The organism is Methylobacterium sp. J-118 (assembly GCF_057836565.1).
The window spans coordinates 2,587,641-2,611,353 of record NZ_JBYQFA010000001.1 but is presented as its reverse complement, the minus strand read 5'-3'; the positions used below and the strand labels follow the sequence as shown (position 1 = coordinate 2,611,353).

19 protein-coding genes and 1 pseudogene are annotated in these 23,713 nt (G+C 62.4%); 9 read left to right on the top strand and 11 right to left on the bottom strand.

Annotation, left to right across the window (positions count from 1 at the left end; genetic code table 11):
• The first annotated feature begins 523 nt into the window (after positions 1 to 523).
• Positions 524 to 934: a helix-turn-helix domain-containing protein gene (locus AC3IF3_RS12465; RefSeq protein WP_489229003.1), complete on the top strand. Its 411-nt coding sequence runs from the start codon at positions 524 to 526 to the stop codon at positions 932 to 934.
• A 748-nt stretch (positions 935 to 1,682) separates the two neighbouring features.
• Here the strand turns inward: AC3IF3_RS12465 and AC3IF3_RS12460 are convergent.
• On the bottom strand, positions 1,683 to 3,740 hold the full coding sequence (locus AC3IF3_RS12460; RefSeq protein WP_489229001.1) for a putative bifunctional diguanylate cyclase/phosphodiesterase: 2,058 nt from the start codon (positions 3,738 to 3,740) through the stop codon (positions 1,683 to 1,685).
• Positions 3,741 to 4,778: 1,038 nt separating this feature from the next.
• Between AC3IF3_RS12460 and AC3IF3_RS12455 the strand changes: the two genes are divergently transcribed.
• From AC3IF3_RS12455 to AC3IF3_RS12430, 6 genes and pseudogenes are all read left to right on the top strand, one after another.
• Positions 4,779 to 5,717 carry a hypothetical protein gene (locus AC3IF3_RS12455; protein ID WP_243971488.1) on the top strand — a complete coding sequence of 313 codons (939 nt, stop codon included), beginning with the start codon at positions 4,779 to 4,781 and terminating at the stop codon, positions 5,715 to 5,717.
• Positions 5,714 to 7,996, top strand: a complete 2,283-nt coding sequence (locus tag AC3IF3_RS12450; protein ID WP_489228999.1) for a glycosyltransferase — start codon at positions 5,714 to 5,716, stop codon at positions 7,994 to 7,996. Before AC3IF3_RS12455 ends, AC3IF3_RS12450 begins: the two co-directional genes overlap by 4 nt.
• Positions 7,997 to 8,037: 41 nt before the next feature.
• Entirely contained in the window at positions 8,038 to 9,111 is a 1,074-nt protein-coding gene (locus tag AC3IF3_RS12445) for a WcbI family polysaccharide biosynthesis putative acetyltransferase (RefSeq protein ID WP_489228998.1), read from the top strand.
• Positions 9,112 to 9,647: 536 nt separating this feature from the next.
• On the top strand, positions 9,648 to 10,466 hold the full coding sequence (locus AC3IF3_RS12440) for a class I SAM-dependent methyltransferase (RefSeq protein ID WP_489228996.1): 819 nt from the start codon (positions 9,648 to 9,650) through the stop codon (positions 10,464 to 10,466).
• Between the two features lie 554 nt (positions 10,467 to 11,020).
• Positions 11,021 to 11,826 (top strand): IS5 family transposase gene (locus tag AC3IF3_RS12435; protein WP_489228979.1). Its coding sequence is split into 2 segments (ribosomal slippage): positions 11,021 to 11,357 and positions 11,357 to 11,826, totalling 807 coding nucleotides; the frame shifts between segments, so codons are not numbered across the junction.
• Positions 11,741 to 12,070 (top strand): annotated as a pseudogene (locus AC3IF3_RS12430) (hypothetical protein); the annotation flags it as partial. The gene AC3IF3_RS12435 and the pseudogene AC3IF3_RS12430, both read left to right, overlap by 86 nt.
• Positions 12,071 to 12,542: 472 nt before the next feature.
• Here AC3IF3_RS12430 and AC3IF3_RS12425 read toward each other — a convergent pair.
• From AC3IF3_RS12425 to AC3IF3_RS12390, 8 genes are all read right to left on the bottom strand, one after another.
• On the bottom strand, positions 12,543 to 12,989 hold the full coding sequence (locus AC3IF3_RS12425) for a MarR family winged helix-turn-helix transcriptional regulator (protein WP_243969426.1): 447 nt from the start codon (positions 12,987 to 12,989) through the stop codon (positions 12,543 to 12,545).
• 325 nt (positions 12,990 to 13,314) lie between these two features.
• Positions 13,315 to 14,922 (bottom strand): mechanosensitive ion channel family protein, encoded by a 1,608-nt coding sequence (locus AC3IF3_RS12420; RefSeq protein ID WP_489228994.1) that lies wholly within the window; start codon positions 14,920 to 14,922, stop codon positions 13,315 to 13,317.
• 361 nt (positions 14,923 to 15,283) lie between these two features.
• Positions 15,284 to 15,748 carry a nuclear transport factor 2 family protein gene (locus AC3IF3_RS12415; RefSeq protein WP_243969394.1) on the bottom strand — a complete coding sequence of 155 codons (465 nt, stop codon included), beginning with the start codon at positions 15,746 to 15,748 and terminating at the stop codon, positions 15,284 to 15,286.
• Between the two features lie 68 nt (positions 15,749 to 15,816).
• The gene (locus AC3IF3_RS12410; protein ID WP_489216158.1) at positions 15,817 to 16,785 is read right to left on the bottom strand and encodes a zinc-binding alcohol dehydrogenase family protein; all 969 of its coding nucleotides are present in this window, start codon (positions 16,783 to 16,785) and stop codon (positions 15,817 to 15,819) included.
• Between the two features lie 39 nt (positions 16,786 to 16,824).
• Entirely contained in the window at positions 16,825 to 17,352 is a 528-nt protein-coding gene (locus tag AC3IF3_RS12405) for a YybH family protein (RefSeq protein WP_243969390.1), read from the bottom strand.
• Entirely contained in the window at positions 17,349 to 17,753 is a 405-nt protein-coding gene (locus AC3IF3_RS12400; RefSeq protein WP_489228992.1) for a DoxX family protein, read from the bottom strand. Before AC3IF3_RS12400 ends, AC3IF3_RS12405 begins: the two co-directional genes overlap by 4 nt.
• A 16-nt stretch (positions 17,754 to 17,769) precedes the next feature.
• The gene (locus tag AC3IF3_RS12395; RefSeq protein ID WP_489228990.1) at positions 17,770 to 18,162 is read right to left on the bottom strand and encodes a YybH family protein; all 393 of its coding nucleotides are present in this window, start codon (positions 18,160 to 18,162) and stop codon (positions 17,770 to 17,772) included.
• Between the two features lie 179 nt (positions 18,163 to 18,341).
• Positions 18,342 to 18,848: a YybH family protein gene (locus tag AC3IF3_RS12390; protein WP_243969385.1), complete on the bottom strand. Its 507-nt coding sequence runs from the start codon at positions 18,846 to 18,848 to the stop codon at positions 18,342 to 18,344.
• Positions 18,849 to 18,951: 103 nt separating this feature from the next.
• Here AC3IF3_RS12390 and AC3IF3_RS12385 point away from each other — a divergent pair, with 103 nt between their 5' ends.
• Entirely contained in the window at positions 18,952 to 19,866 is a 915-nt protein-coding gene (locus AC3IF3_RS12385) for a LysR family transcriptional regulator (RefSeq protein ID WP_489228988.1), read from the top strand.
• 139 nt (positions 19,867 to 20,005) lie between these two features.
• Here AC3IF3_RS12385 and AC3IF3_RS12380 read toward each other — a convergent pair whose 3' ends face one another.
• On the bottom strand, positions 20,006 to 20,911 hold the full coding sequence (locus AC3IF3_RS12380; protein ID WP_243969382.1) for a LysR family transcriptional regulator: 906 nt from the start codon (positions 20,909 to 20,911) through the stop codon (positions 20,006 to 20,008).
• 95 nt (positions 20,912 to 21,006) lie between these two features.
• Between AC3IF3_RS12380 and AC3IF3_RS12375 the strand changes: the two genes are divergently transcribed.
• The gene (locus AC3IF3_RS12375) at positions 21,007 to 22,131 is read left to right on the top strand and encodes an aldo/keto reductase (RefSeq protein WP_489228986.1); all 1,125 of its coding nucleotides are present in this window, start codon (positions 21,007 to 21,009) and stop codon (positions 22,129 to 22,131) included.
• Between the two features lie 270 nt (positions 22,132 to 22,401).
• On the opposite strand, the gene AC3IF3_RS12370 is transcribed toward AC3IF3_RS12375, so the two are convergent.
• Positions 22,402 to 23,694 (bottom strand): DUF2254 domain-containing protein, encoded by a 1,293-nt coding sequence (locus tag AC3IF3_RS12370; RefSeq protein WP_489228984.1) that lies wholly within the window; start codon positions 23,692 to 23,694, stop codon positions 22,402 to 22,404.
• Between the last annotated feature and the right edge of the window lie 19 nt (positions 23,695 to 23,713).

Below are 23,713 nucleotides of genomic sequence, written 5' to 3'. Positions count from 1 at the left end.
ACCTCGAAGTAAAATTCAGCACCTATCTCAACGCATTGAACTCAATTCCGGGAGGGGTGAGGCTTCGACGCCTATTGAAATTTAAAAACTGACTTCGAATCTTCACTGTCTGCCGGAAGGCCTTGTGTAGAAGGCTCCGCATTGCAAGTCGCAAATTAAGGTTCTGTCGCGTTGGTTGGGTGCAGTCTTGTGTCCGGCCTGTCGATGCAGTCGTGCATGTTGACTGCTGGCCCTGATGGTATCCGCGTGATGGGTCCCACTCTGCCTTGCGGGCTATGACGCCCTGGACATTCGGCGGGGTGTCCTGGCTCCCGGTATGATCGGTTCACCATGTCGTCTCTGGCCGGCGCGGGCCGATGATGCAGACTGCGTGGCTGTCGAATTTTCAGTCCCTGCGACCCAGCCAGACGATTGACGCACGCCTGAATTGCATGTCTTTCCGAAACTCAATCGTGCGTTATGGAGTTGGGGCGATCGACGCCGCGGCCAACCCTGGTCGTACTTTTCCGAAAGTCGACTTCGAATGACCGCCCTCGTGATTTTTAACAAATGTCCGAAAATGGCAACCGATGCTGATCGCACGATCGGCAGCCGCATCGCAGCGCTCCGGGCGGCACAGGGCTTAAGCCAAACGGCACTTGGGAACGCCCTCGGCGTCAGCTTCCAGCAAGTGCAGAAGTACGAAAAGGGTCGCAACCGCGTCGGTGCCGGGCGGCTTCAGGCGATCGCCGATGTTTTGAAGGTTCCGGTCGAGACCTTCTTCGCCGGTCGGCCAGGATCGGCCGGGGCTGAAGCCGCGACGTTCTTAGACGATGCGAAGGTCATGGAACTTGTGATGGCGTTCACGGGAATCCCGGACGACGCAACCCGCGACAGCGTCCTGTCGATCGTGAAGGCAGCTGTGCGCCTGCGACCGGAATCCGACGCGGCCTGACCACTTTTCGCGATGTAACGCTCAGACCGCCCCCTGAGACCTGGCCGGGCTCGGCAGGAGAGTCCAAGGGATCGAACACGATCGGATCCCCCCGGCCTGGAGGCGGGCCACCGGCCGGTCAATGCCCATTTGGGCGCCGGCATAGTCCCACGCAGGGCGGCACACACCTGATGAACGCCGAACGGCCGGGGTGTTGGCTGGCCGAGACGATGCACGTCGCGCGTGGCCAAGACTTGAAGGATGCCGGCGCACGGGCGCCAGGCTGGTTCGGGCTACGTCTCTCAGGCGTTCGTCCTTGAGCGCCGGATCAAGTGTCAAGGCCCGGCAGGTCGCCTCGGTGGCGGCGATCGGGCCAGAGCGTGGCGCGGGCCATCGGCGCGATCGCCACCCGCGCGTCTATCATGTGCCGTGTTACCGTGTCCGGGAGGCGTAGACGCGCGACGACGGCCTAGAGCCCGACGCGGTCGCCCAACCCTGCGCCGGCCGGTAGAGGGCCGAGGCCTTCCCGCGCCGATGAGGCAAGGTCCCGGCGGCCGAAGCGTCCCGGGCCGTAGCCGCAACGCTGCTCACGAACCATGGCGACCCGTAATGTCGGTAATCCGCCGCGGGTGGCAGCACCAGCTGGTTCAGCGATTTCTCAGCCTCGGCAGGGCGTCTCCGATCGTGCGCTTAATCGGTGCCCCGGTTGGAGGGGCGTCGCAGACGAGATCCACGCGCCGCCGACGCTAGGGACAGAAATCGACTCCAATCACCGCGGGCCATCACACAGAATTGGAGACGCAGCCAAATAAAGAGCGGCCTCATGAGCAGGCAGAGGCTGGCTGATCAGAAATCCCTGGATCTGCGCGCAGCCTTCCCGCCGAACCAGGCTGAGCTGCTCAGCAGTCTCGACGCCCTCGGCAACGATGCCCATACCCAACCGCTCGCCTATGCCGACCACAGCCCGCACGATCGCGGCCGAGTCCGCGCGGGCGATGTCGTTAACGAACGTGCGGTCGAGCTTAATTTCGTCAAATGGGAAGATCCGCAGGTAGCCTAGCGACGAATAGCCGGTGCCAAAATCGTCGAGCGCGATCCTCACACCACGTGCGCGTAACGCGTGCAGGCTAGCGAGCACCGAGTCCGCGTCATGCACAAGAACACTTTCCGTCACCTCCAGTTTGAGCCGGGTAGGCGACAGCCCACTGGTCGCGAGTGCCAAGAGCACAGCCGCCTCAAGTCCGCCACGCCGTAACTGGACCACCGAGACGTTTACCGCCACGCGGATCGGATCCGGCCAATCGACGGCCACACGGCAGGCCTCCTGCAGTGCCCAAGACCCCAATAGAACAATTAATCCGGTTTCCTCGGCCAGTGGGATGAAGATGCCGGGCGAGATCTCGCCGTGCACTGGATGCCTCCAACGCATCAAGGCCTCGAAACTGAGAACGACACCCGTCGTTGCATCAACTACAGGCTGGTAGAACAATCGGAACTCGCCGCGGCGGATCGCTTCGCCCATGTCAAGGGCAAGTTGGCTGCGCAACGCGATGCGGACGCCGGCATTGGCCTCGAATTCTCTGCACATGTTTCCGCCGGCGGCCTTGGCCTCGTAAAGGGCGATGTCGGCGCGCTTAAAGATTTCGTCGGTACTGACGTCCCTCTTGAGCGCAAGTGTGAGCCCGATACTGATGCCCACCTCAACCGTCCGCCCTTCAAGGGTCATCGGCTGGCTGACCGCCGCGATCAGTTGCTCCGCCAGGTGCGTGGCGTTGCTTGGCAGGTCGAGATGCGTGAGCAGGACCGCAAATTCGTCACCGCCGAGACGCGCCAAGGTGTCGTAGGGGCGCAACACCGCCGTCATCCGATCGGCCACAAGGCGCAGAAGGGCGTCTCCGGCCGGATGTCCGAGGCTGTCATTGACCGCTTTGAACCGATCAAGATCGCAGGCTAGCATCGCAACGAAGCCGTGCGTGCGGTGTCCCTGCGCTACGGCTTGGTCGAGGCGATCCCAGAATAGGGCCCTGTTCGGTAAGCCCGTGAGCGCGTCGTGCAGCGCCAGATACCGGATCTGCTCTTCTGCCCGGCGCCGCTCAGAGATGTCGCGCAGCGCCGCCACGTAGCCGATAGCGCGATCGTCAGACGGCTCACGCACCACCCGGACTGAGGCTTCGAGCCAGACGTGATGCCCCGCTTTATGCTGATAGCGCATACTCGCGACAAATCGGCCCTGGCGCTCGCCCTGCGCCTTGGTCCAAAGCTCGGTGAACATATTCCGTTCATCGGGATGGACGTGCTCGAGTTGCACGCTTCCGACGAGTTCCTCCGGCTCGTAACCCAGCACGGTACGTACGGCCGGCGAAACGTAAAGGCGGCGCAAGTCGAGGTCGCCGAGGATGAAGATATCGTTGGAATTTTCGGCCAAGAGCCGAAAACGGCGCTCGCTGTCGCGCAATGCGGCCTCCGCGGCGTTCCGCTGCGTGACGTCGGTGAAGGTTCGAACTAATCCGCCTTCCGGGATCGGCACGGTGCGGACATGGAGCACCGTGCCGTCCGGCCGCGAGCGCTCATAGTCTTCAATCATACTATCCGAATGTCCCTCTTCCAGCCATCGCCTCAACGGCTGCGGCAAGTGGGCAAACTCCCCCCGGGCCGCCTGACAGTTTCGAACATTGGCGAAAGCTGCCCCCCCGCGCAGAAGATTCTCTGGAACATTAAGCATCTGCAAGACGCGTTGGTTATAGACACGCACGCAATCGTTAGCGTCAGTCATTATAAGACCCTGATCGATATGCTCCAGGATCGTGCGAAAACGCATCTTCGACATCTGCAGCTATCTCCCGAACCGGATCAGGTCGGTGACATCCACGACCACACCCGAGATCGCTGCCCGTCCACCCGACCCCTCGCGCCCCGTCCATCCGTGACCCACAACTTCCAGCACAGAGCCGTAGGTACGCAGCATACGGCTGAGTCCAACAAAGGCGCCATCAGCGTAGTTTAACGTGCCGCGCGTTCCCCGGTGAAACGCACGGAGTAGACGCGAACGCTCCCGCGGGTGATGGCTGACGATGTGCCGTCGAAGACTGATAAAGCCGTCCGCCCACACCTCCCGCTTGAGAGGGCGCCCCAACGCCTTGCACAAAACCACGCGACCGGTCGTCTGATCGATCGTCCAACGACCGATGCCGGGGATCTGACGACCCCGACGCTTTGCGCCTGGAGCGTTCTGCACATGCATCTGCCAAACAGCGATGACCGCTTCCTCGCGAGAGTTCGTGTGCAGGCGCTGACGTCGCCGCCCAGCATACAAGCCAGCCCGCGAATTGCAATCTGTGAGTGCATTATGGAATCCTTTTCAACCAGAGCGGTTAGGGGCCTCGATCGAGGTGAGGAAGACGGTCGGCCAGACGGTCCGAAGTTAGAGGCTTAGTCGAAAGACGGGGATGGACGCCCGGTTTGGACTCGAAACCCGTACGGAGATCACGATATCGGTCTGGAGCGTTTCCACGTCGCCCGCGGCTTCTGATCTCAGTTGCTCGATATCATTCATCGCCAAATGGCAATTTGCCGTTCGATATGTGCCTTGGTTGTCTAACTATATCTTCGTTTTCAGCGAATAATCTGACAAACCGCGGAATACTTACTGAGAAAGCTTGCCCTGGCCAGAAATCATGCTGGGGCCGTCTGTGCCTCCAAGAGACCTCCCACCCAGGCCCGCGCGACCATAATTCGTTTTTTTTTCGCTAATGGGTTGCATTGATCGGAGGAGAACTCCATTCTGGGTTGCAACGAGGGATCTCGGCCACGTCCCCCATTTCGGGCTGAACAGCCGGCTGAATGGGTATCGAGTGGGAGCAAACCAATGCCCAAAGCTATCTTATACCGCAATGATGAGTGTGACGGGCAATCGAAGTCGGCTATTGTCTATAGGAATTTTGAATTTGCACTACGCCGTTTCGCTCAGGCCGAAGGCCGCGAAGTTCATTCGAACTTCAGACCGGAAATTCTAGGCGAAAAACGCCCATGTACGATGTATAGGAGTATCCATAGCGTCATAGCTATCGGGTTGGCATCCCACGAGCGTCTGTCGAATGTCATCAGAACCAGTTTGATCTACCTAGATCCCAAACCTTCGAAGCTTTCCACCGGCGACGACATCGCAAATTTGTTGAACGGCATTGGAAGCACCAGGAAACAGTCGCGCGTCCGTCTGCTCGGCGACCGAGCACGGAAGGCATCGGTCTTAATCCAGCACGACCAAACCGCGGCACACGATCTTCCCCCTCTCAATCTCAACCTGAAGTCTCCGCGGACGGCCTCGGCGCCGAGGCTGGCAGTGATCAATCATCTCGATCGCGACTGTTTGGCGCGGACGATAGTCGGGCGACTCATTGCCGAAACATCTTATTTCATCGACGGGTATGGCATGTCTGGTGAGTCGCACAATCGGACCCGTTATCTTGGCGACGATCAGATCAGTGATACCGCTTCGTGGGTGCATATTCACATCGGTTCGCAGCAAACCGACTCGGAACGCCTCCGGATATGCGACAGCTGGCAAAGCCGAGTTCCAGTCCTTCATTTCGACCTGAACACGACGATCCAGGGGCGCAGCGAGGGCCACGAGCTGAAGGACGGTGGGGATGTCCTCCGGTGCAACACCTACAATGAAGCCAGTGATCTCCTGACCCTGCTACTCGAGACGCCAAGCCTCTACAACCAACTGATCGAAGGCGGCCGGGCTTCTGTCGCGAGCGCAGCACAATCATGGCAGACATTGGTACAGGAGCTTGCGGCGTGATCCTGCGGATTGGCTGGCTAACACCGTTTACAAATCGATCCGGTGTGGGGACTTTCAGTAAAGCCGTAACAGATGCGATGCCTGAGACATATGGCGACCATCGCATCGAACTGAGTATCGTGACACAGATATCCGATGGATTGTACGAAACCAAACACAGGATCATTGACATCGAGAAAACAGCATCGGACAGCAATTTTTACAGTCTTTTTGATTTTATAATATACAACATTGGTAATAACGAAGAACATCATAAGCATATCTTTGACGTACTTCGAAACTATCCCGGAATTGTTATCTGCCACGATTATGTTTACCAGCACGTGCTTGCAAAAATTGTCCATGATCGCGGGAGTATGTTCGCGGATTATGTCGCAATTGCCGCCCGTTACGGGTCTCTAACCGATCTGCGCCGCGTGCGTCAGTCGAACATTACCCAGCCGTATGGATTGCGATACGCCGTGTGGGACTCTGAGATGAGTGGAGATATGCCGCTCGGAACTCCACTGTTTCAGCTGGGCTCAGGCCTGGTGGTGCACTCACGATACGCTGAGCGATATAACTCACAGCGATTCTCTGGTCCGGTTCTATGCCTCGGCATGCCGCATGATCAGCGGCCACATGCGATCTCTACGGACTCAGCAGCTCGAACTAGGCGACGTCGCACGATTATCTCCTTCGGGCATATTCAAAGCACGAAATGTATTCACGACGTTCTCGCGGCTATCGCCGATTCACCTAAGCTACGGAGCAAGATCGTCTACGTAATAGCGGGCTTCGCTAGCGATGCGCATTATCTCCAAAAGTTGTGGGACTTCGTCGCGGAAAACAATCTTGGTGAATGTGTGCGCTTTGCGCTAAACCTGAGTGACGCCGCACTGGAAGAGCAATGCATTGAGGCCGATGGCTTCGTGAACCTTAGGTTCCCGAACACGGAAGGCGCCTCGGTGTCGCTGATTGAGCAACTCCTAACTGGCAAACCGGTCGTGGTTTTTGATACTGGTTGCTACTCGGAAGTTCCAGACGATGCAGTTATAAAGGTTGCTGCGTCTCGGAGCGTGGAGGCTATTGCCAGTGCGCTGTATCGGTTGCTGGAAGAACCGGACATGCTCGCCCGGATCGGCGCGCGTGGACGCGACTACGCGCGACTGATCGACTGTCGAAGCTACGCTTGTCAAGTACTGGGGTTTATTAAACAGCACGAGGCTTTGCTTCGCAGGCGAGCCCTCGTCCACGCGGAGTCCTTCCTCGAGGGAACGCGCCTCTATGTTGAAGGTGTCGCAGAGGACGCATCGTGGGAGCGGGACTTGGCGTTGGCAAGAGAATCCCTCGATCTCCTAGAGCAGGGGCGTCTCGCAGACGATCCTGTTTTGATAGAAAGCCTGGATACCGAAGCTCTCGTCGAATTCGTGCAGGCGGCAATTCTGCGTTCCAGCACTAGCCGCCGCTTGACCGTTGCGCTGCATCGATACCTTGCTGGAAAGTTAGATGTCGTTCGTAGGACACGGACCATCAAGGCGGTTAAAACAGCCATTGAGACGTTTGACCCCTCTCTGATCGCCCTGTTCCCGGACATAGTCCCCTACGACGACATCACATTCTGGGAAGTCGTGGATGCCGTTACAGACCAAGCGCTCATCACTGTTGCCCATGCTGCCACCTATGGATCGCTCCCCAACTGCTCGCCGGTTCCGAGATCTCCAGACGCGTTCAGTCCATTATCGCGCGTGTATCTCGCTGATGCCCTGGAGCGTCGGCCCTCCGGCGAGAGAAAAGTATCTTCAAAAGCATTTGAGACATTGACAAAGTGGCTCCGGGCCGCCGCAGGGCCGGAATGTGACATCTATCTCGACCCATGTCCCGTTGGGCAACTCATCCGAATAGGTTCTGACGAGCAGGTACGGTATCTAAAGATGGTTGGGTTCTACGAAATCCACGGGGACCATGTCTGGACTATGCCCCCAAGCGCCTGTCTCTTCGTTTTCCCTGCACCGCGGGCGAAAAGCATCATGCTGTATGGGAACACGATGGACAACGTCGAGGATATTCAGATTGCGATCACAGCCCAGACGCGCGCGGGTCCAATAGAAGCGCGGCAAGTCCCGTCAAACGCGGGGAGGGTGTTCGAGATTGCTCTGCCGGATGAGCCGGAATACTCGCAAGGCAACCTATTGCAGCTATTTATCAATAGTGACGGATGCCGTTCGCCACGCGAGATGGGGCAGTCTGAAGATTTTCGAGCTCTCGGATTTCAGCTTAAACAGGTTCAAGTACTGTAATAGTTAATCTCAGCGATTTTGGTTATCACGCGGATACGCTCATGAAATTACTCCTCTACGGCGGTTGCCATGCTGTCATCATCAAGCGTTTGATAGATGAGCTGGGACCCGCTCACCGGCACCAAGTCGAGTGCCTCGTGAATTTTCAGCTGATCAATTCAGGCAAGTCTTTTCCTTATGAAAGTCTGCCTGCGTACGACGCGGTTATATATTCGCCCATTAGCAATAAGGGTGAGTATAACACCAGCTTCCTCGACGAGGCATGCTTGGCGGCCAACGTGCAGGCTATCCGCTTTCCGTGGCTGGAATGGCATGGTTACGCGCCTAGCGCGCAGAAAAAGCTTTTCTGGGGCCATCACGGCTGGTACTTTCCTGAACTCGTCTCAAGTTCCTGTAATTTCACGAACTTCGATGATTTTGTTTACTTCGCGCTTAACGAATTTCCGTCGTACGAAACTATTAAATTGAGCTATGAGTATTCTACCAATCGAATCATTGACCAGGAAATTGGCTCCAAATGTGAAATCAGGGTGAGCGACTTTATATTAAACAATTACCAGGATCGTCGATTGTTTCTGATTCCTGATCACCCGACGACGTATCTGTATCAATATATTTTAAATGAAATCGAGGCGCTTGTCGGTACACCGCTGGTGTCGGCCTGGCCATCGAACCTTCCGGAACTGCAGCCCGAGGAGCGAACGCCGATCTTGCCCCGGATCGCTTCTGAAATGGGGCTAACTTTCAACGATACATCGTGGTGTTCGGAGACGCAGCCGTTAAGCGCGATGGATGTCAATGCTTTCCTCGCCCTACATTTCGAGGCTGGCCGGGAAAGGCACCGAGAGAGGATGGAAGGGAGCGACGTCGTTCTGGCCACGGCATGCCGCCCGACCTGGGCGAGCTCGGTCGCGAGGGGCCCCGACGTATCCACGCCCGTCGACCTTCCGATTTTTACTCAGGTCCTCATGCGCCGCTGGGCGATCGATGAGGGGAGTGACCATTTCACAGGCGACGTCTTGGCGGCACTGAGTGGTCACGGCGGTGGGATCCTTGCTCGTCGCCTCGGAGGCTTGAGCCGCTTCCGCACAGGGGATTGGATTTTTAGGTCGTAGGGGTGGGGGATAATGGTTCAGCCCGCGATTGACATTGTGCATTCGCGTCCATGGGCGAACGATCACTGCGAGATCCGGATATCTCCAGACTCAGTATATGGTGGATGAATTCATTCGTTATATCAAAGCGCTCGTCGCTCACCGCGGCGGTTCGAGCCCGATAACCCTGTATTCAAGCGGGAATTACCACCGGTCCGTATCCGTCATGTCTTTGTGGCATGAATCTTAAAAATGTGAAATTGAGATATACATAATCGTTCGTTGTTGCCATTCCCATTGCTGGTTTTATCCAATGGCATCGTAAATCGATCGACCCCCTTCGTAAGTCGTCAGATTTATAAAACAATTCATACAAATCAATGCATATTTTCCTGTGTCTGTCGAGTAATATAGTTTTTGACTAACAATACAACTTTCATATGTATTTATTCCAACAAAAGTGATTTGCTTCAGTCTTCGCCGATACGTATTGATTGTTAGCAAATCAATCCCCGAGCCTGAGCACCTATACCCTGTCCGACCTGACTCGAGGTTTTATGATGACAGTACGAGCCCGAATACAATCAAGTGAGCTTGCTCCTTACGAACCTCGACAATCACAGGCAGACTTAAAAGACTGTTTTTTCTACCATACCATGACTTTTAGAGACGGCAGTGTAGCACAGGGCGCGTGGGATCTTCGTGGCCGGTTTTCCGATTACATTGGGCATGTCAGCCTCAATGGTTGCCGCGTCCTCGACGTCGGAACGGCGAGTGGATTTCTATCGTTTTCCGCAGAACAGGCTGGTGCGTGCGAAGTAGTCAGTTTCGACCAGGATACGGCGAAGCGCCAACATTTGCTGCCGTTTGCGGGCAGCCTCTACATGGTCGATCATGCATCTTGGGTGCGGAATCATGATCACGCTATGCAGGCTTGGAAGAACGCTTACTGGTACACTCATGCCGATCAGGGCTCTAACACAAAAGTTGTATATGGAGACGTGTATGATCTTCCAGCAGGGATCGGAGTATTTGATGTTGTGATTCTTGGAGCTATTCTTGAGCACCTCGGCGATCCCGTCCGCGCAATTGGCTCCGTATCAAAAATCTGCACCACGCGTCTCGTCATCAACACCGACTACATTTGTGGCGAAGAGCCAATGGCGCGCTTCAATGGATCGCCAAATTTCCCTGACCATAACTATATCTTTTGGACATACACGATCGGTACCTACCGACGGATCTTACAAATTTGCGGTTTTGAGATCGAGAGAATTTATGAAGACGTCTTCTTAGGGACGCCCGACGAGTTTGGCGGCCTCCGTCCTCTAATGCCGCGTGCAGCAATCGTTGCTCGACGGGTCGCTTCGCCTTAGCCACCCCAGCAATTCTGGGGGCGAAAAAATACATGCCTGCGATCCGTAATTTGCGGACAAAGAAAGCTTCTGGGCGGATGGAGGCCACATACGGTTGGCGGAAAACTCCATCTTCAAGAGGTTGAGCCGCCCATACGAGCAATTGTTGGTCTTAAGAAGTTTCAAGCCACGGCTTTTTGCCTCTTCTCCAAAAATGCCAACTTCGCTGTCTCGACACCGAGCGTCCTTGCCGGTGATCCACGTGGTTTTCTGCCCAGCCAGCATCTATCCTGGCTATTGCGGTGCGCCGATCTTGTAGCCTTAAATCCATCCGGGCGTTTCCACGAGGCCCTTTGCTACTAAGTCGTCGGGATTATTCAACTGGAAGTAGCGTCAATCGGCCTCATGCAATCTGAGCTTTCCAGTCGGATAAACATGTGTTGAGAAATGTGCTGCATGGAGCCGATTGGCGGTCGGGTGCTCTGTACGGTTGGGGGAAGTTGATGGTGTCGTTCAGTATGGCTTAGAGCGCCTAACAGAACGGCACCGAGCGGGGTTTTCAGCGTTGGTTTGGCATGGCCAGACTGCTTCTTCCCGTTGATCTCTGGGATGAGATCGCGCCGCTCCTCCCGCCGCCTCGGCCGCGTCCGAAGGGCGGGCGTCGTCCAATTGAGAACCGGGCCGCACTCACGGGCATCCTGTTCGTGCTGCGCTCGGGGCTGCCGTGGGAAATGCTGCCGGCCGAGATGGGCTGCGGCTCCGGCATGAGTTGTTGGCGGCGACTGCGGGATTGGCAGGCGGCGGGCGTTTGGAGCCGTCTGCATGACGTGTTGCTGGAGCGCCTGCACGCAGCAGGGGAGATCGACTGGAGCCGGGCTTGCCGGGACAGCGCGTCTGTCCCGGCCAAAAAGGGGGGCCTGCCACCGGCCCGAACCCGACGGACCGGGGCAAGGCGGGCACGAAGCGCCATCTCGTCACCGACGCGCGCGGCACGCCGCTCGGCTTCTGCCTGAGCGGTGCCAACCGGCACGACACCGTCATGATGGCGGCCACCCTCGATGCCATCCCGTCTGTGCGGAGCGGTCGGCGCGGACGACCGCGACGCCGTCCGGACAAGCTGCACGCTGACAAGGCCTACGATGCCAGACCTCGCCGCCAGGAGTGCCGAGCGCGGGGGATCGTCCCACGCATCGCACGTAAGGGCATCGAGAGCAGCGAGAAACTCGGTCGTCACCGTTGGGTCGTGGAGCGCACCCACGCCTGGTTCAACCGTTTCCGTCGATTGCCCATCCGCTATGAGCGACGCGCAGACATCTACGAGGCCTTCACGAGCTTCGCCGCCAGCCTCATCACCCTCAACCAGATCAGACGGTTCTGTTAGGCGCTCTAAGTACGCCCTTCAGGCGGCAGGGCTGATCGGCACTTGGAGCACGAATGTTGCTGCAGGTCGCTCTGTGCTCGATGTAGGCGCCGCAGCCCTGCTGGCCGGTAGCGCCAGCCTCGCTGGCAAGCCGCTTTCCCTCGAAGCTGCTCTGTACCGCACGCATCCGGATGACCGAACTTGGTTGTTTGACCGCATCAGCTATGTGCGACAGACCGGCGGTCCGTTCTCAGCCGAATTCCGTGTCTTGGATGAGCGCGGCGAGGTCCATTGGGTGCTCAATCGGGGCGCCCTAGTGCGCAACGGGTTTGGCCTCATGCAGGGCCTCGGCATTTATATCGATACCACTGATAGTCATCAGGGCCCCTTCACTCCACCGGCCTCAATGAATCAAGATATCGAGGACTCACTGGTTGCTGCCGCGGATCGCTGCATCGAGATACATCTAGCTCTCAAGCAGAGTGCTATACGGACCTGCACAAGCTTTCAGGGTTCCTTCTGTTCGAAATCGGCCGCGCGCTCGCACGATTTTGACCGCATAGGCCGCGGCACGGGCGTGGACGGCGTGAGCGAGCCGACAGCATGGAAGGCACCTGCAGTTGCGCATGGCCCTCGATTGGTCCGCGTGGGTCGTCGGCCAGGCCGGCGTCGAACCCTCGCGGTTTCAGTTCGCCCACTCGGGGCGCATCATCCGCCCACCTGCGCGCCGTGCATTCTCAGCCCGTTGCGGCGACGCGGTCAGCGAGATCCTTTAACTCCTGGCGCAGGTCGGCGAGCTCGCGGTCGCCGAGGCCGGTACGGCAGACCACGGCCTGCTGTGCCGTCGCGACTTGGTCCTCCAGCAAGCGGCCCGCCTCCGTCAGGGCGACGAGGACGATGCGCCGGTCCGCGGCGCGGGTCCGGATCACGAAGCCAGCCGCCTCCAGCCGGTCGACCAAGGGCGTAATCGCGCTGGACGTGAGTTGCAGGCGGGCGGCGAGGTCGTGCACTGCCGTCACGCCATCCTGCCAGAGCGCCAGCATGACGAGGTACTGCGGGTAGGTCAGCCCGAACTCGCCCAGTAGCGGCCTGTAGGCGCGCACGACCGAGTTCGTAGCGGCGTAGAGGGCGAAGCAGAGCTGGTCGTCCAGCCGCAGGCCGCGTTGCTTCGTCGACGTTGCCACTGGCCGCTGCTCCATTCAGACTTTAATCATTCACGCGTGAAAGACATTGTCAACGGGCTGTATCTTGTGCGGCGGGAAACGCGGCTAACAGGCCTGCCTTTCCCGCTCTCTGAGCGTCCGCATCCGCGAGAAGTCGCCCGAAAGCGGACCGGCGCCTATCCACCGGACCCAGTCGTTCAGAGGCGCTCGCCCAAGCGGCTGGGTTTGGCCGAAAGCCGAATGACTGCTTCTGATTGATCCCGCGCTGAAACGGACACGGTCGCCCTGGCCATCGGTTTGAGGCACCAGTCCGTTATCGCGCACGCCATTCGCGGTGTTCGACCGGTCAGCTATTCAGCTGGATGCCTGCTCCGGCCATGCCGGACAGGACGTGGCGCAGCAGATCCGATCTCACCCGCCCCTGGCTGCCGGGCACCGTCCGGACCAGCACGGCCATCCTGACGGACGCCTCGGACAGGGCCGTCGCACCCAGAAACGCGGGCGGCGCGGTGAGCAGGGTAGCGAGCGTCTCGTCGGCCTCCACCGCCGCGATGGCCGCCGTGATCACGCCAGCTGCGGCTTCGTAGGGCACGCCGTGTGGCACATAGATCGGGACCTCAAGCCCCGCCCAGTCGCGCGAGAAGTTCGTCACCGCCTTCAGCTCGCCGAAGGCCACCGTATGCATGTGCCCGCTGTCGTCGCGCAGTCGGACCGAGCGCAGCGAGAACGCCTCGACCCGACCCTGCAGGCCGCCGCTCTCGATCGTCTCGCCGACTCGGAACGCGTCGTCGAGCAGCAGGAAGAAGCCCGCGATGACGTCACGGACCAAGGCCTGCGCCCCGAAGCCGATCGTCAGGCCGACCACGCCAGCCCCGGCGAGCAGCGGGCCGATCTGCAGGCCGAAGGTCGAGGCGATGCTCAGGGTCGCCGTGACCGCGAGCGCGACAAGCACCACCGTCCGCAGGGCGGGCAGGACGGTGGCGAGGCGATCCGTGCGCGAGTCGCCGTCCGCCCGGGCGAGACCACGGTCGATCAAGCTGCGGACAATCTGCCAGGCAAGGTCGGCGCCGAGTAGGATCAGCAGGGTGAACACGATCTGGGTCGTAGCGGCTGCGCCTAAGCCTTCCTCGGACCCGGGCGCGCCCCTAACCACCAGCAGCAGTCCCGCGATCAACGCGACGTTGCGGGCGGCGTGGGCGACGATGCGTTCCTCGCGTGTCAGCGCTCCCAAGCGGTTCGGACCGAACGCGATCGTGCGCGCGGCGTCGCCGAGCGCCAACGCCAGCGCCGGCGCGAGGCCCAGCACCAGCGCAGCCCAAGCCACGGCGGAGAGGCCGGCCTGGGCCAGCAGCCACGCGGTGATGGGGACGAGGGCCAGCGCCACAATCGCCGGGCGCGGCGGACGTCTGTCCGCTCCGCGCCGCACCAGGACGACGGCGCAGACGACCGCCGGAATCAGGATGGCAGCGAGCAGCAGACTCAGGCTCGTGGCCGCGTCGGCGACGGCCGCGCCGGCGCCAGCCAGCCGCAGCAGCGCCGACCATAAGAGCCCCGCCGCCAGGGTGAGAGCCACGACCGTGACCCCGTGCTGCGCGCGCCAAGCCGCGTCCGTCGGCAGGGCGACGAGACGCAGCCGCGGGCCACCGGGGGCGAGCAGAAAGCGGCCGAGCACGCGCGTGGTGCGCACGGCGACGATGGCGAGCAGCACGTCCAGCGCCATGACGCCGGCGGCGGCCGGGGGTGCCGCAGCGAGGTAGGCGAGGCAGGCACCCGCCGCGAAGCTCAGGACCAAGCATTGGGCGAACAGCAGACGCTGGGCCTGGGCGACGGCCCGCTGTCGCACGGTGGCCAGCGGGCTGTCGGCGATCCGGCGCATCCACGTCGCGGACCAGCGGAAGAACAGGCGCTCAGCGAGCCACCCTCCGAACCATAGCATGAGGAGGCGCGCAGCCAAGCCAATCGGGCTCGTCTGCTCGTCTGCAACGAGCGTTGAGGCGGCTTGGCTAGTCGCTGCGGGGACCCCGGCGGCAGCCTCGACCAGATCGCCCGTTCTATCTCGGATCGAGCGGAGGTGCTCGTCCAGGTCGCGGCCGAGGGCGAGGCCGCCGAAGCCGAGCTGGAGCGTCTGCGCACTTGGTGCCGTCGGGAAAGCGCACAGGACAGCGAGGGCCGCCAGGCACCAGAAGCGGCGAGATCTTATCACGGCCGGCTTGCGCGCATGAATCGCGACCCACACACGAGAAGATGCGACACCGTTGCCGCCGGGGTCGTCATGCCCTCCTACACCACCTCATGCGTCGCGGCACCGCCTCGGTTTAGATCGTCACCTCCGTTCCTTCTGGATCGGCCCGGAAGGTCCAGGAGCCCCCACTTCTGAACGTCGAGGCCGTACCGAACGTGTTCTCCATGAACTGCATGTGTGTGACTTTGCCATCCCTGACCTTGGCGAGGACGGCGACCGGAGACGTGATCCGCTTGTCCATGACGCGTGAGCGGAAGGTGCACCGCGCGAACACTGCGACCCGCTCGTCGGTGCCGAATGCCTCCAGAACGTCGAAGGCCAGAATCCCCCAGTGGCGGTTCACGTCCACGAATGTCGCCAGGATGGATTGCGAACCGGCATGCGTGCCGCACCAGGGCATGATCCTACTCAGCTCTGGATTGTCGTAGTTCAGCGAGACGTAGGTGGCGTCCGGCTCGACCAGCGCGGCGATGGTGGCCGGGTCAGTCGCATTCCTCAGGACGGCGAGGACGGTCTCGGTCGGCGTCAGGGCGTTCATCACGTTCTCCTCGCGGTCAGCCGGACATCCCGCGCCGGGCATGCGGCAAGGGCGTCGACCTGATACGGTCAGGCCAGCACCACGATCTTCCCGCCGGCGCGGTTCTCCTCCATGCAGCGATGCGCCTCGGCGATCTCATCCAGCCGGAACGTCCGCCCGACCTGCACCCGCAGCGTGCCCGCGGCGACCTGATCGACGAGTTCCTGGAGCGGCGTGCGCATGAAGTCGGCCACGCCGCCGTCGTAGGTCGTCAGGCAGACCGCGCTGGGGATCGCGTCCATCGGGCTGAAGTCTGGAAGCGACCAGCGATCGCCCACCATCCCGGTCATGCAGACGATGCCGCCCGGCTTGGCGCAACGCAGCGAGTCTTCCAGTGTCGTGGTGCCGACGAGTTCGAGAACCTTGTCGACGCCGCTGGTACAGACTTCCCTGACTTGAGCCACGATGCGGCCGGTGTCGACGAAGACCTGGTCCGCACCGGCCTCGCGCAACAGGGTTGCGCGGTCCGCCCGTCGCGAGGTCGCGGCGACATGAGCGTCATGCGCCTTTGCGATGGCGGCGGCGGCAAGCCCGACGGACGTGGTGCCACCCCGGATCAGCAGGCGCTCGCCTGCCCTCAGGCGCAGGGCCGTGAAAAGCGAGCCCCAAGCCGTCTGCAGCATCTCAGGGAGCGCGCCGAGAGTCGCCCAGGGCAGATCAGTACGCACCACCTGCACTTGGCCGGCCGGCACCCGGACATACTCGGCGTAGCTTCCGTCGTACTGGCGCCCCATGCCGCCCATGACCGTCGCGACAGTCTCACCGTCGCGGAATTCCCCGCCGGGAGCCGCCGCGATCGTGCCGACCGCCTCGATGCCCAGCACGCGCGGGAACACGACATCGGGCGACTGGCCCCGGCGCGTGAATAACTCGGACCGGTTCAGGCCGAAGGCGCGCACGCGGATCAGAACCTCGCCGTCCCTGGGTTCGGGGACTGGAAGCGCCTCGACCTTCAGCGCGCCCGCATCGCCGGCCTCTCGGATCACCGCCGCCTTCATCGTCGCCATGAGCCACCCTCCTGTCATGCGAGGCTGCGCTTAGCCCTCGCCCTGCACGGGGTTGGTGTTGAAGATGTACAGGCTGATCCGCCACCTGCCGTCGATCCTGCGCAGCACGAAGACCTCGCGGTTCAGGTCGACAATTTCCTTGCCGCCCTCCAACACCGTGGCGCCCTTGTGGTGGTATGTACGCACCACCGCCGTGTCGCCGTGAACGTCGATGCCGGCGTAGCCGAACATGGTCGTGAACTTGGCGATCTGGAATAGGGCATCGTAGGCGTCCCTCTTCTCCTGAAGCGTCGAGAAGGTGGGCTTGTCGTTCCACTCCGCGATGCCGTCGGGTGCGAACAGCGCCAGGATGCCGGTCGTGTCACCGGCATTCAGCAGTTGTTCGTAGCGATGCACCACATCAAAGGCCGACCGCTGCTGCGCCGCGACCGCCGGGTCGGTCGCGAAGGTGAAGTTCGGTCCAGGCTCGATCGCTGCATGCGCGAGGGGTTGGAAGAGGACTGCGCCCAAGACCGCCGCAATGACGCTGGAGCGCAGGATAGTCGTGAGGCTCATCATGGTCTTCCACCTGTACCGACCCGGCGGCCATTGAGACTGAGGCTGGTGGCGCCGGCGCGGGCGAGCAGCAGGAAGCCGCCCGCCATCGCGAGATTCTTCAGGAAATTGATCAGCTGGTTCTGGTCGGCGAACGCCGTGTGGAAGATGGCCGCGGTCAACAGGCACCAGCCGGCCAGCAGCACGCCGAGCGGACGCGTCCAGAGGCCGAGCAGAAGCAGTGCGCCGGAGCCGATCTCGAACGCGGCCGCCGGCCAGAGCAGCACGCCCGGAACGCCGTAGGCGGCCATGTAGCCCTGCGTAGCCGAGACGGCGGTGAGCTTGCCGATGCCCGAGAGCAGGAACAGCGCGGACATCAGCGTGCGGGCGGGCGCATCGGCCCATCTCGACAGGGTGAGGGTCATCGCGAGCGCCTCACGCCTACGCCGGCAGGACGGTAGAGAAGCTGTAGCGGGCGATCTTCCAGGTGCTATCGACCTTCCGGAACAGGAACAGCTCCTGATTGGCCTCCGGGATTTCGATGCCGGGCTGCAGGAGGCGGATCGTGCCCGTCGAGGTCGAGCACAGGAACGCCCAATCAGGGGCGACCAGGCGGATCTCGGCGATCTCGAAGGTGATGTCGAGCTTGATCGCCCCGGCCATCCCGGCATAGGCGGCGTGCACGGCCGCCTTGCTGACCGCGGACGGACTGTTCTGAGCCATCAACACGGCGTCGTCGGTATAGAGTTCTGCCACGGCCGTGGCATCCGAGTTGTTGGCGGCCTCGGCGTACCGCGCCAGCACGGCCGCGATGGCCTGTTCGTCGACATCCATGGTGTCTTCCTCTGATCGTGGGAGTTTCATGAACTGGCCTCCGCTCGCATGAGCGGCGTCACAAAGCAGATCGGGAAGGTCGCCTCCGGTGGCGGAAGCCAGCCCGAGAGACCAGCCAGGTCACCGCCGCAATGTTCGCGTGCACTGTGCGGGAACCGGGTTCGGCTCGTGCGCTGGAGCTAAAGTCGAGGCGGCTTCGTGGGCGAGAAGCTGTAGCGTGCGATCCGCCAGAGCCCGTCGTCACCCTTCCGGAAGATAAACAGTTCCTGGTTGGCTTCCGCAGTGGTCTTGCCGGTCGAGTGATGCAGGGTCGTCCCGGCCGAGTTGGTGCGCACGAACGCCCAGGCCGGCGCCATCTGCACCACCTCGGCGATGTCGAACCTCACGCCGAACTTCAGTTCGGCGAAGACGGCGTCGTACGCCTTGCGGATCGCCGTCTGGCCGATGAACGACGGGCTGTAGGGAGCCATGAAGATGCCGTCTGGCGTGTAGAGCGGTAGTACCGCGGCCGTCTGACCGCCGTTGAGCGCAGCGTTGTACGAGGCCAGCACGGCGCGAATGGCCTCCTCGTCGGTCACCGCGCGCTGTGTGGTAGGGGCTCCATCGCTCGATTGAGCCAGGCTTGGACCGCTGACAAGGCAACTGAGCAGGAACAGCGGCGACGTAATGACGAACCGAAATTTCATCCCGGGCGCTCCAGCCACCGGTTTACGGTGCCGCATGGATATGCAACCGATGATCTGCCCATAAGACCGCGATTGCGGAAAACACCTTCCCAGATCTGGGATAATGAAGCTCGATCTGAACGCACTGCTGGTCTTCGCCAAGGTCGTGGAAGCCAACAGCTTTTCGGCGGCCGCGCGACAGCTCCGGGTGCCGGTCTCGACCGTGAGCCGGCGTGTCGCGGAGCTGGAAGGACAACTCGGTGTCCGTCTGCTGGAGCGCTCGACGCGCAGCCTGCGCTTGACCGACCTCGGTTCGGAGGTGCTGGAGCACGCCCGGCGCAGCGTCGAGATCAGCGACGCGGTCGCCGGCATCGTCTCGAACCAGATGACGTCCATCTCGGGCCTGCTGCGGGTTGCGGCGCTCCCGAGTATCTCCGATACGCTCGTCGCACCGCTCGTGGGCGCGTTCCAGGCCGCCCACCCGAACGTGCGCGTCCAGGTGCTGGTCACGGAGCGGCACGTGGACCAGGTCGCGGAAGGCATCGACATCGCCTTTCGGTTCGGCCCCCTTCGCGACTCGGGTTCGGTCGCGCGTCGCGTTCTCACCTATCGCCACCGTCTCGTGGCGAGCCCGACTTACCTGGCGGCGTGCCCAGCGCCGGACGTGCCGCGAGACCTGTACGATCACCGGCTCCTGGCGTTCTCGCTGAGCAAGCCGGACCATCGCTGGACGTTCATCCGCGCCGGACATGCGGACCGGGAGACCATCACCTTCCAGCCGCACTTCACGATGAACGACTATATCGGGCTCGCCACCGCGCTGCTGGCAGGGTCCGGCATCGGAGACTTGCCGCCAGTGGTCCAACCGGAGCTGCTGCGGGACGGCAGGTTGGTCGAGGTGATGCCGGACTGGCGGTTCCGGACCTTCGACCTGTCGCTGGTACATCTTGGTCACCGCCAGCTGTCACGACCCGTGCGCCTGTTCAAGGACTTCGCCATTGAACTGATGCCGACGCTCTTCCCCGACCTGCCGACCTGATGATCCGGATTGGCCTCTGACGCGCGCGGACGGCAGTGCACAGCTGTCGAAGAATGGGCTTGCGCGGACCGGTCGGACGCTGTCCGGCTGCTTGCAGATGAGTGGCTGGGCAGAGTGAAACCACGATCCGGCACCGCTCCTATTCGGCAGCGGCCTTCCCCAGCGAGCGCAGTGCGTCGATGAGGGCGCGCAGAGCGGGTGTAACCTGCCGGCTGGGATAGTAGAGGTGACACCCGGGGAAGGGTAAGCACCAAGCGTCCAGCACAGACACCAGCCGCCCAGTCGCTAGGTCGTCCGCGACCTCGTCTGCCAGCATGTAACCCAATCCCGCTCCCGCCCGCACCGCCGCACCCGCAAGGTCACCCTCGTTCACGACGAGCTGACCGCGTGGGCGCACACGCACCTCGCGCCCGGCGTTCAGAAACTCCCACGGCAGCAGGCCGCCCCCGCCGATCAGCCGATAGTTGACGCAGTTGTGCGCTTCCAGATCGTAAGGCGTCTCCGGTGCCGTATGACGCGCAAAGTAGTCCGGTGTTGCCACCACGACCGTGCGCAGATCCGGGCCGACGCGAACGGCCACCATGTCGCGCTCCACCGTCTCACCGAAGCGGATGCCGGCGTCGAACCCGGCTGCGACGATGTCTGTGAGGCGATCATCGATCACGACCTCGACCGCGACGGCAGGATGGTCGAGGAGAAAGCGTGGGAGTGCTGGCTGGAGCACGGCCCGGGCAGCGTAAGCGAACGTCGTCAGCCGGAGGCTGCCGGACGGCTCACCGCGCCAGTCAGCCAGCGCGGCGAGCCCGCGTTCCACCTCTAAGAGTGCGGGATCGAGCGAGCGCAGCAACTGAGTCCCCGCCGGTGTTGGAGCGACGCTGCGGGTCGTGCGCGCGAGCAGGCGAACGCCGAGCCGGGCTTCAAGACCGCGCATCGCGTGGCTGAGGGCCGAGGGCGACAGGCCGAGCTCGGCAGCCGCGCGCGTGAAGCTGCGGGTGCGCGCCACAACCGCGAAGGCCGCGAGATCGTCGAGGGTACCACGCCGCATTGCTGCATCTCGCTCATAAGCGCATGCCGTCCGAAGCGGCTAATCGCTGGCGCCGCGCTGGGCTAGCTCTTGCGCGTCATCGACGAGGCGCAGCAATGGATCTGACCCACTATCGCACGCTCGGCCGCTCGGGATTGGCGGTGAGTCCCTTGGCACTCGGCACCATGACCTTCGGCACGGCGCGCTGGGGCATGGACGAGGCGGCGGCTCGCGCCGTGTTCGACGCCTACGTCGAGGCCGGCGGCAACTTCCTCGACACCGCCGACGTCTACGCCGGAGGCGTAAGCGAGACGATGGTCGGCCGCTTCATCGCCGAGCATGGCCTGCGGGACCGAATCGTGCTCGCGACGAAGGCGGGGTTTGCCACCGGCACCGGACCGCACGCGGGCGGCAACGGCGCCAAGCACGTCTACACCACGCTCGAAGGATCGCTGCGCCGGCTCGCGACGGACTACGTCGACTTGTACTGGATCCACGTCTGGGACGGCGTCACGCCGGCGGAGGAATTGTTGGAGACGATGGCGGCCCTCGTGCGGGCAGGCAAGATCCGCTACTGGGGCCTGTCGAACACGCCCGCTTGGTACGTCGCCAAGCTCGCGACGCTGGCGGGCGTGCGCGGCCTGCCGGGGCCGATCGGGCTGCAGTACTTCTACTCCCTCGTGAACCGGGACGTAGAGGACGAGCACGTACCGCTTGCGGCCGAATTCGGCCTCGGATTGGTGCCCTGGTCGCCCCTGGCCTACGGGCTGCTGACTGGCAAGTACGACCGGACCGCCGTCGAGGCGCGCAGTGAAATACGCGCGGACGGCCTGCCGAGAGACGCCGCCATGGCTGGCGAACTGCGTCCCGCCGAGGATAAGCGCCTGGACGGGGCGAACCCATTCGGCGACAGCCTGTTCACGCCGCGCAACTGGAAGATCGTGGAGGCGGTACGCCAGGTGGCTCATGCGATTGGGCAGCCGCCAGCGCGAGTGGCGCTGGCGTGGGTGATGGCGCGTGCAGGCGTGGCTTCGACGCTGATGGGCGTGAGCCGGGCGGTACAGGTCGCCGACAACGCGGCAGCACTCAGTCTCATCCTCGCACCCGACCATCGGGCCGCATTGGACGCAGCCAGCGCGTCGCCCGAGCCGCGCCTTATCTACGGCTTGGCCAGACCGCCAATGCGGCAGCACGTCGTGTTCGGCGGCAGCCATGTTCAAGCCATGTCAGAGGGGGCCTGAGGCAAAAGGCTGGTGTCCGCTTTGGAGGAGAAGCAGGGATGCCTCCGAACAGCCGGAATGGGCGCAAAGCCGAATGTCCGGTTATGCGTACGCTGACGATATGGCGTGACGTGGTATGGCCGGAAGCTGCCTGTTCGCTTCGGAGAAAATCGGTCGGAAAAGCGGACAGGCTTCTACTGACCCAACCCAGCCACTGAGAGGCCCCCGCCGACATCCCACAAAGCAGACAAGCTGCGGCAATCTTCTGAACATCCCCGACAAGGGGGCGTACTAGGTGCCGACTGAGTCGGCGCCGCCGAACCGACTGTAGCGGTCCTCCAGGTCGGCGAGGTCGGACGGATCCGCCACGTCGCGGCGGGCCGCGGCGATAACGAGACCGGCATGCCGGTAAAGCTCCGCCGTCCGGTCGGGCCGCCTCTCGACCTCGGCGACGCGGGCAAGGACGTCGAGCATCCGACCGAGCACGTGGACCGAGCCGGCCGCGTTCTGCCGGATCATGTGGAACATGGCATCACACAGCCCGACGTAGTCCGTCACGGGATGGACGAGCACGGCGTGGCCATCCCGGAGCGTCACCCCGGTCGGCAGATGCCGCGGCGCGATCCGGCATAAGGCGTCGCCGAGATGGTCCACCACACTGCCGGCGGTGAACGGGTCGTTGATGCCGGACGAAAGGGCCCGGACCGCGATCTCGACCAACTGCCGCACTGAGTATTCCGGGTCCTGGAGCGCGGCAGGGCGGCGGCCGAGCGTCACCGCGTCGAGGATGGCGGCCTCGGCCCCCTCAACCGGCGCGGACAATAACGCGATGGGGATGCCGCTCGGTACGTAGTCGCCGGGCCGCACCCGCAGGGTGACCGCGATCCCGTGCCCGTGGGCCCAGTCCGCCAAGGCGTCCTCGTCGATAGCCTGCACGTAGCCGCCCCCGGTCGCAGCCGCGGCCCGTCCAACCGGCGCGTCGTCGGGACGGGCGGCCCCGGGTTCGTCCCGGGTTTGGGCCCCGATGGCCCGGCAGAGGTCCTGCTGGACGGCGTCGACCACGGTCTCGATGTTGATGCTGGTGGCGATGTGGTGGACGAACCAGACCAGCGTGCCGACCGCGACCAGCGCTAGGACCAGGGCGCCGGTGATGGCGAGGTGTGGGACGAACGGGTCCTCCTCCACCGTCCGCACGGTGCGCAGGACCATCAGCGCGTAGGCGAAGGTGCCAAGGAAGATGCCGAGCACGGTCTGATTGCGGCCGTCGCGGATGAAGTTGCGCAGGAGCCGGGGGCCCATCGGACCGGAGGCCAGGGTCAGGGCGGCGATGGTGATGGAGAAGGTTGTGCCCGCGACCCCGATGTTCGAGGAGGCGATGGCGCTGAGCAGCGCCCGCGCGCCCTCGGCCCCGCCGGAATAGCCCCAGTTCGTGTCCGGCGAGGAGGGGTCGAAGCCGGCGACGTGGGCCGTTTCCAGCCAGACCCCGAACTGGGCCAGCAGGATGCAGCCGAGGACGACGAGGGCCGGCCGGAGCCAGAACATGTCGCCGAGGATCTCAAGCCAGGCTTTGACGCGTACTCTCATCGTTGCGGACCGACCCCTT

Excerpts from the sequence above, each read along its gene's own strand:
- AC3IF3_RS12465 (WP_489229003.1), top strand. The coding sequence starts at position 524 with ATGACCGCCCTCGTGATTTTTAACAAATGTCCGAAAATGGCAACCGAT.
- AC3IF3_RS12460 (WP_489229001.1), bottom strand. The coding sequence starts at position 3,740 with ATGTCGAAGATGCGTTTTCGCACGATCCTGGAGCATATCGATCAGGGT.
- AC3IF3_RS12455 (WP_243971488.1), top strand. The coding sequence starts at position 4,779 with ATGCCCAAAGCTATCTTATACCGCAATGATGAGTGTGACGGGCAATCG.
- AC3IF3_RS12445 (WP_489228998.1), top strand. The coding sequence starts at position 8,038 with ATGAAATTACTCCTCTACGGCGGTTGCCATGCTGTCATCATCAAGCGT.
- AC3IF3_RS12440 (WP_489228996.1), top strand. The coding sequence starts at position 9,648 with ATGATGACAGTACGAGCCCGAATACAATCAAGTGAGCTTGCTCCTTAC.
- AC3IF3_RS12415 (WP_243969394.1), bottom strand. The coding sequence starts at position 15,748 with ATGAACGCCCTGACGCCGACCGAGACCGTCCTCGCCGTCCTGAGGAAT.
- AC3IF3_RS12410 (WP_489216158.1), bottom strand. The coding sequence starts at position 16,785 with ATGAAGGCGGCGGTGATCCGAGAGGCCGGCGATGCGGGCGCGCTGAAG.
- AC3IF3_RS12405 (WP_243969390.1), bottom strand. The coding sequence starts at position 17,352 with ATGATGAGCCTCACGACTATCCTGCGCTCCAGCGTCATTGCGGCGGTC.
- AC3IF3_RS12400 (WP_489228992.1), bottom strand. The coding sequence starts at position 17,753 with ATGACCCTCACCCTGTCGAGATGGGCCGATGCGCCCGCCCGCACGCTG.
- AC3IF3_RS12395 (WP_489228990.1), bottom strand. The coding sequence starts at position 18,162 with ATGGATGTCGACGAACAGGCCATCGCGGCCGTGCTGGCGCGGTACGCC.
- AC3IF3_RS12390 (WP_243969385.1), bottom strand. The coding sequence starts at position 18,848 with ATGAAATTTCGGTTCGTCATTACGTCGCCGCTGTTCCTGCTCAGTTGC.
- AC3IF3_RS12385 (WP_489228988.1), top strand. The coding sequence starts at position 18,952 with ATGAAGCTCGATCTGAACGCACTGCTGGTCTTCGCCAAGGTCGTGGAA.
- AC3IF3_RS12380 (WP_243969382.1), bottom strand. The coding sequence starts at position 20,911 with ATGCGGCGTGGTACCCTCGACGATCTCGCGGCCTTCGCGGTTGTGGCG.
- AC3IF3_RS12375 (WP_489228986.1), top strand. The coding sequence starts at position 21,007 with ATGGATCTGACCCACTATCGCACGCTCGGCCGCTCGGGATTGGCGGTG.
- AC3IF3_RS12370 (WP_489228984.1), bottom strand. The coding sequence starts at position 23,694 with ATGAGAGTACGCGTCAAAGCCTGGCTTGAGATCCTCGGCGACATGTTC.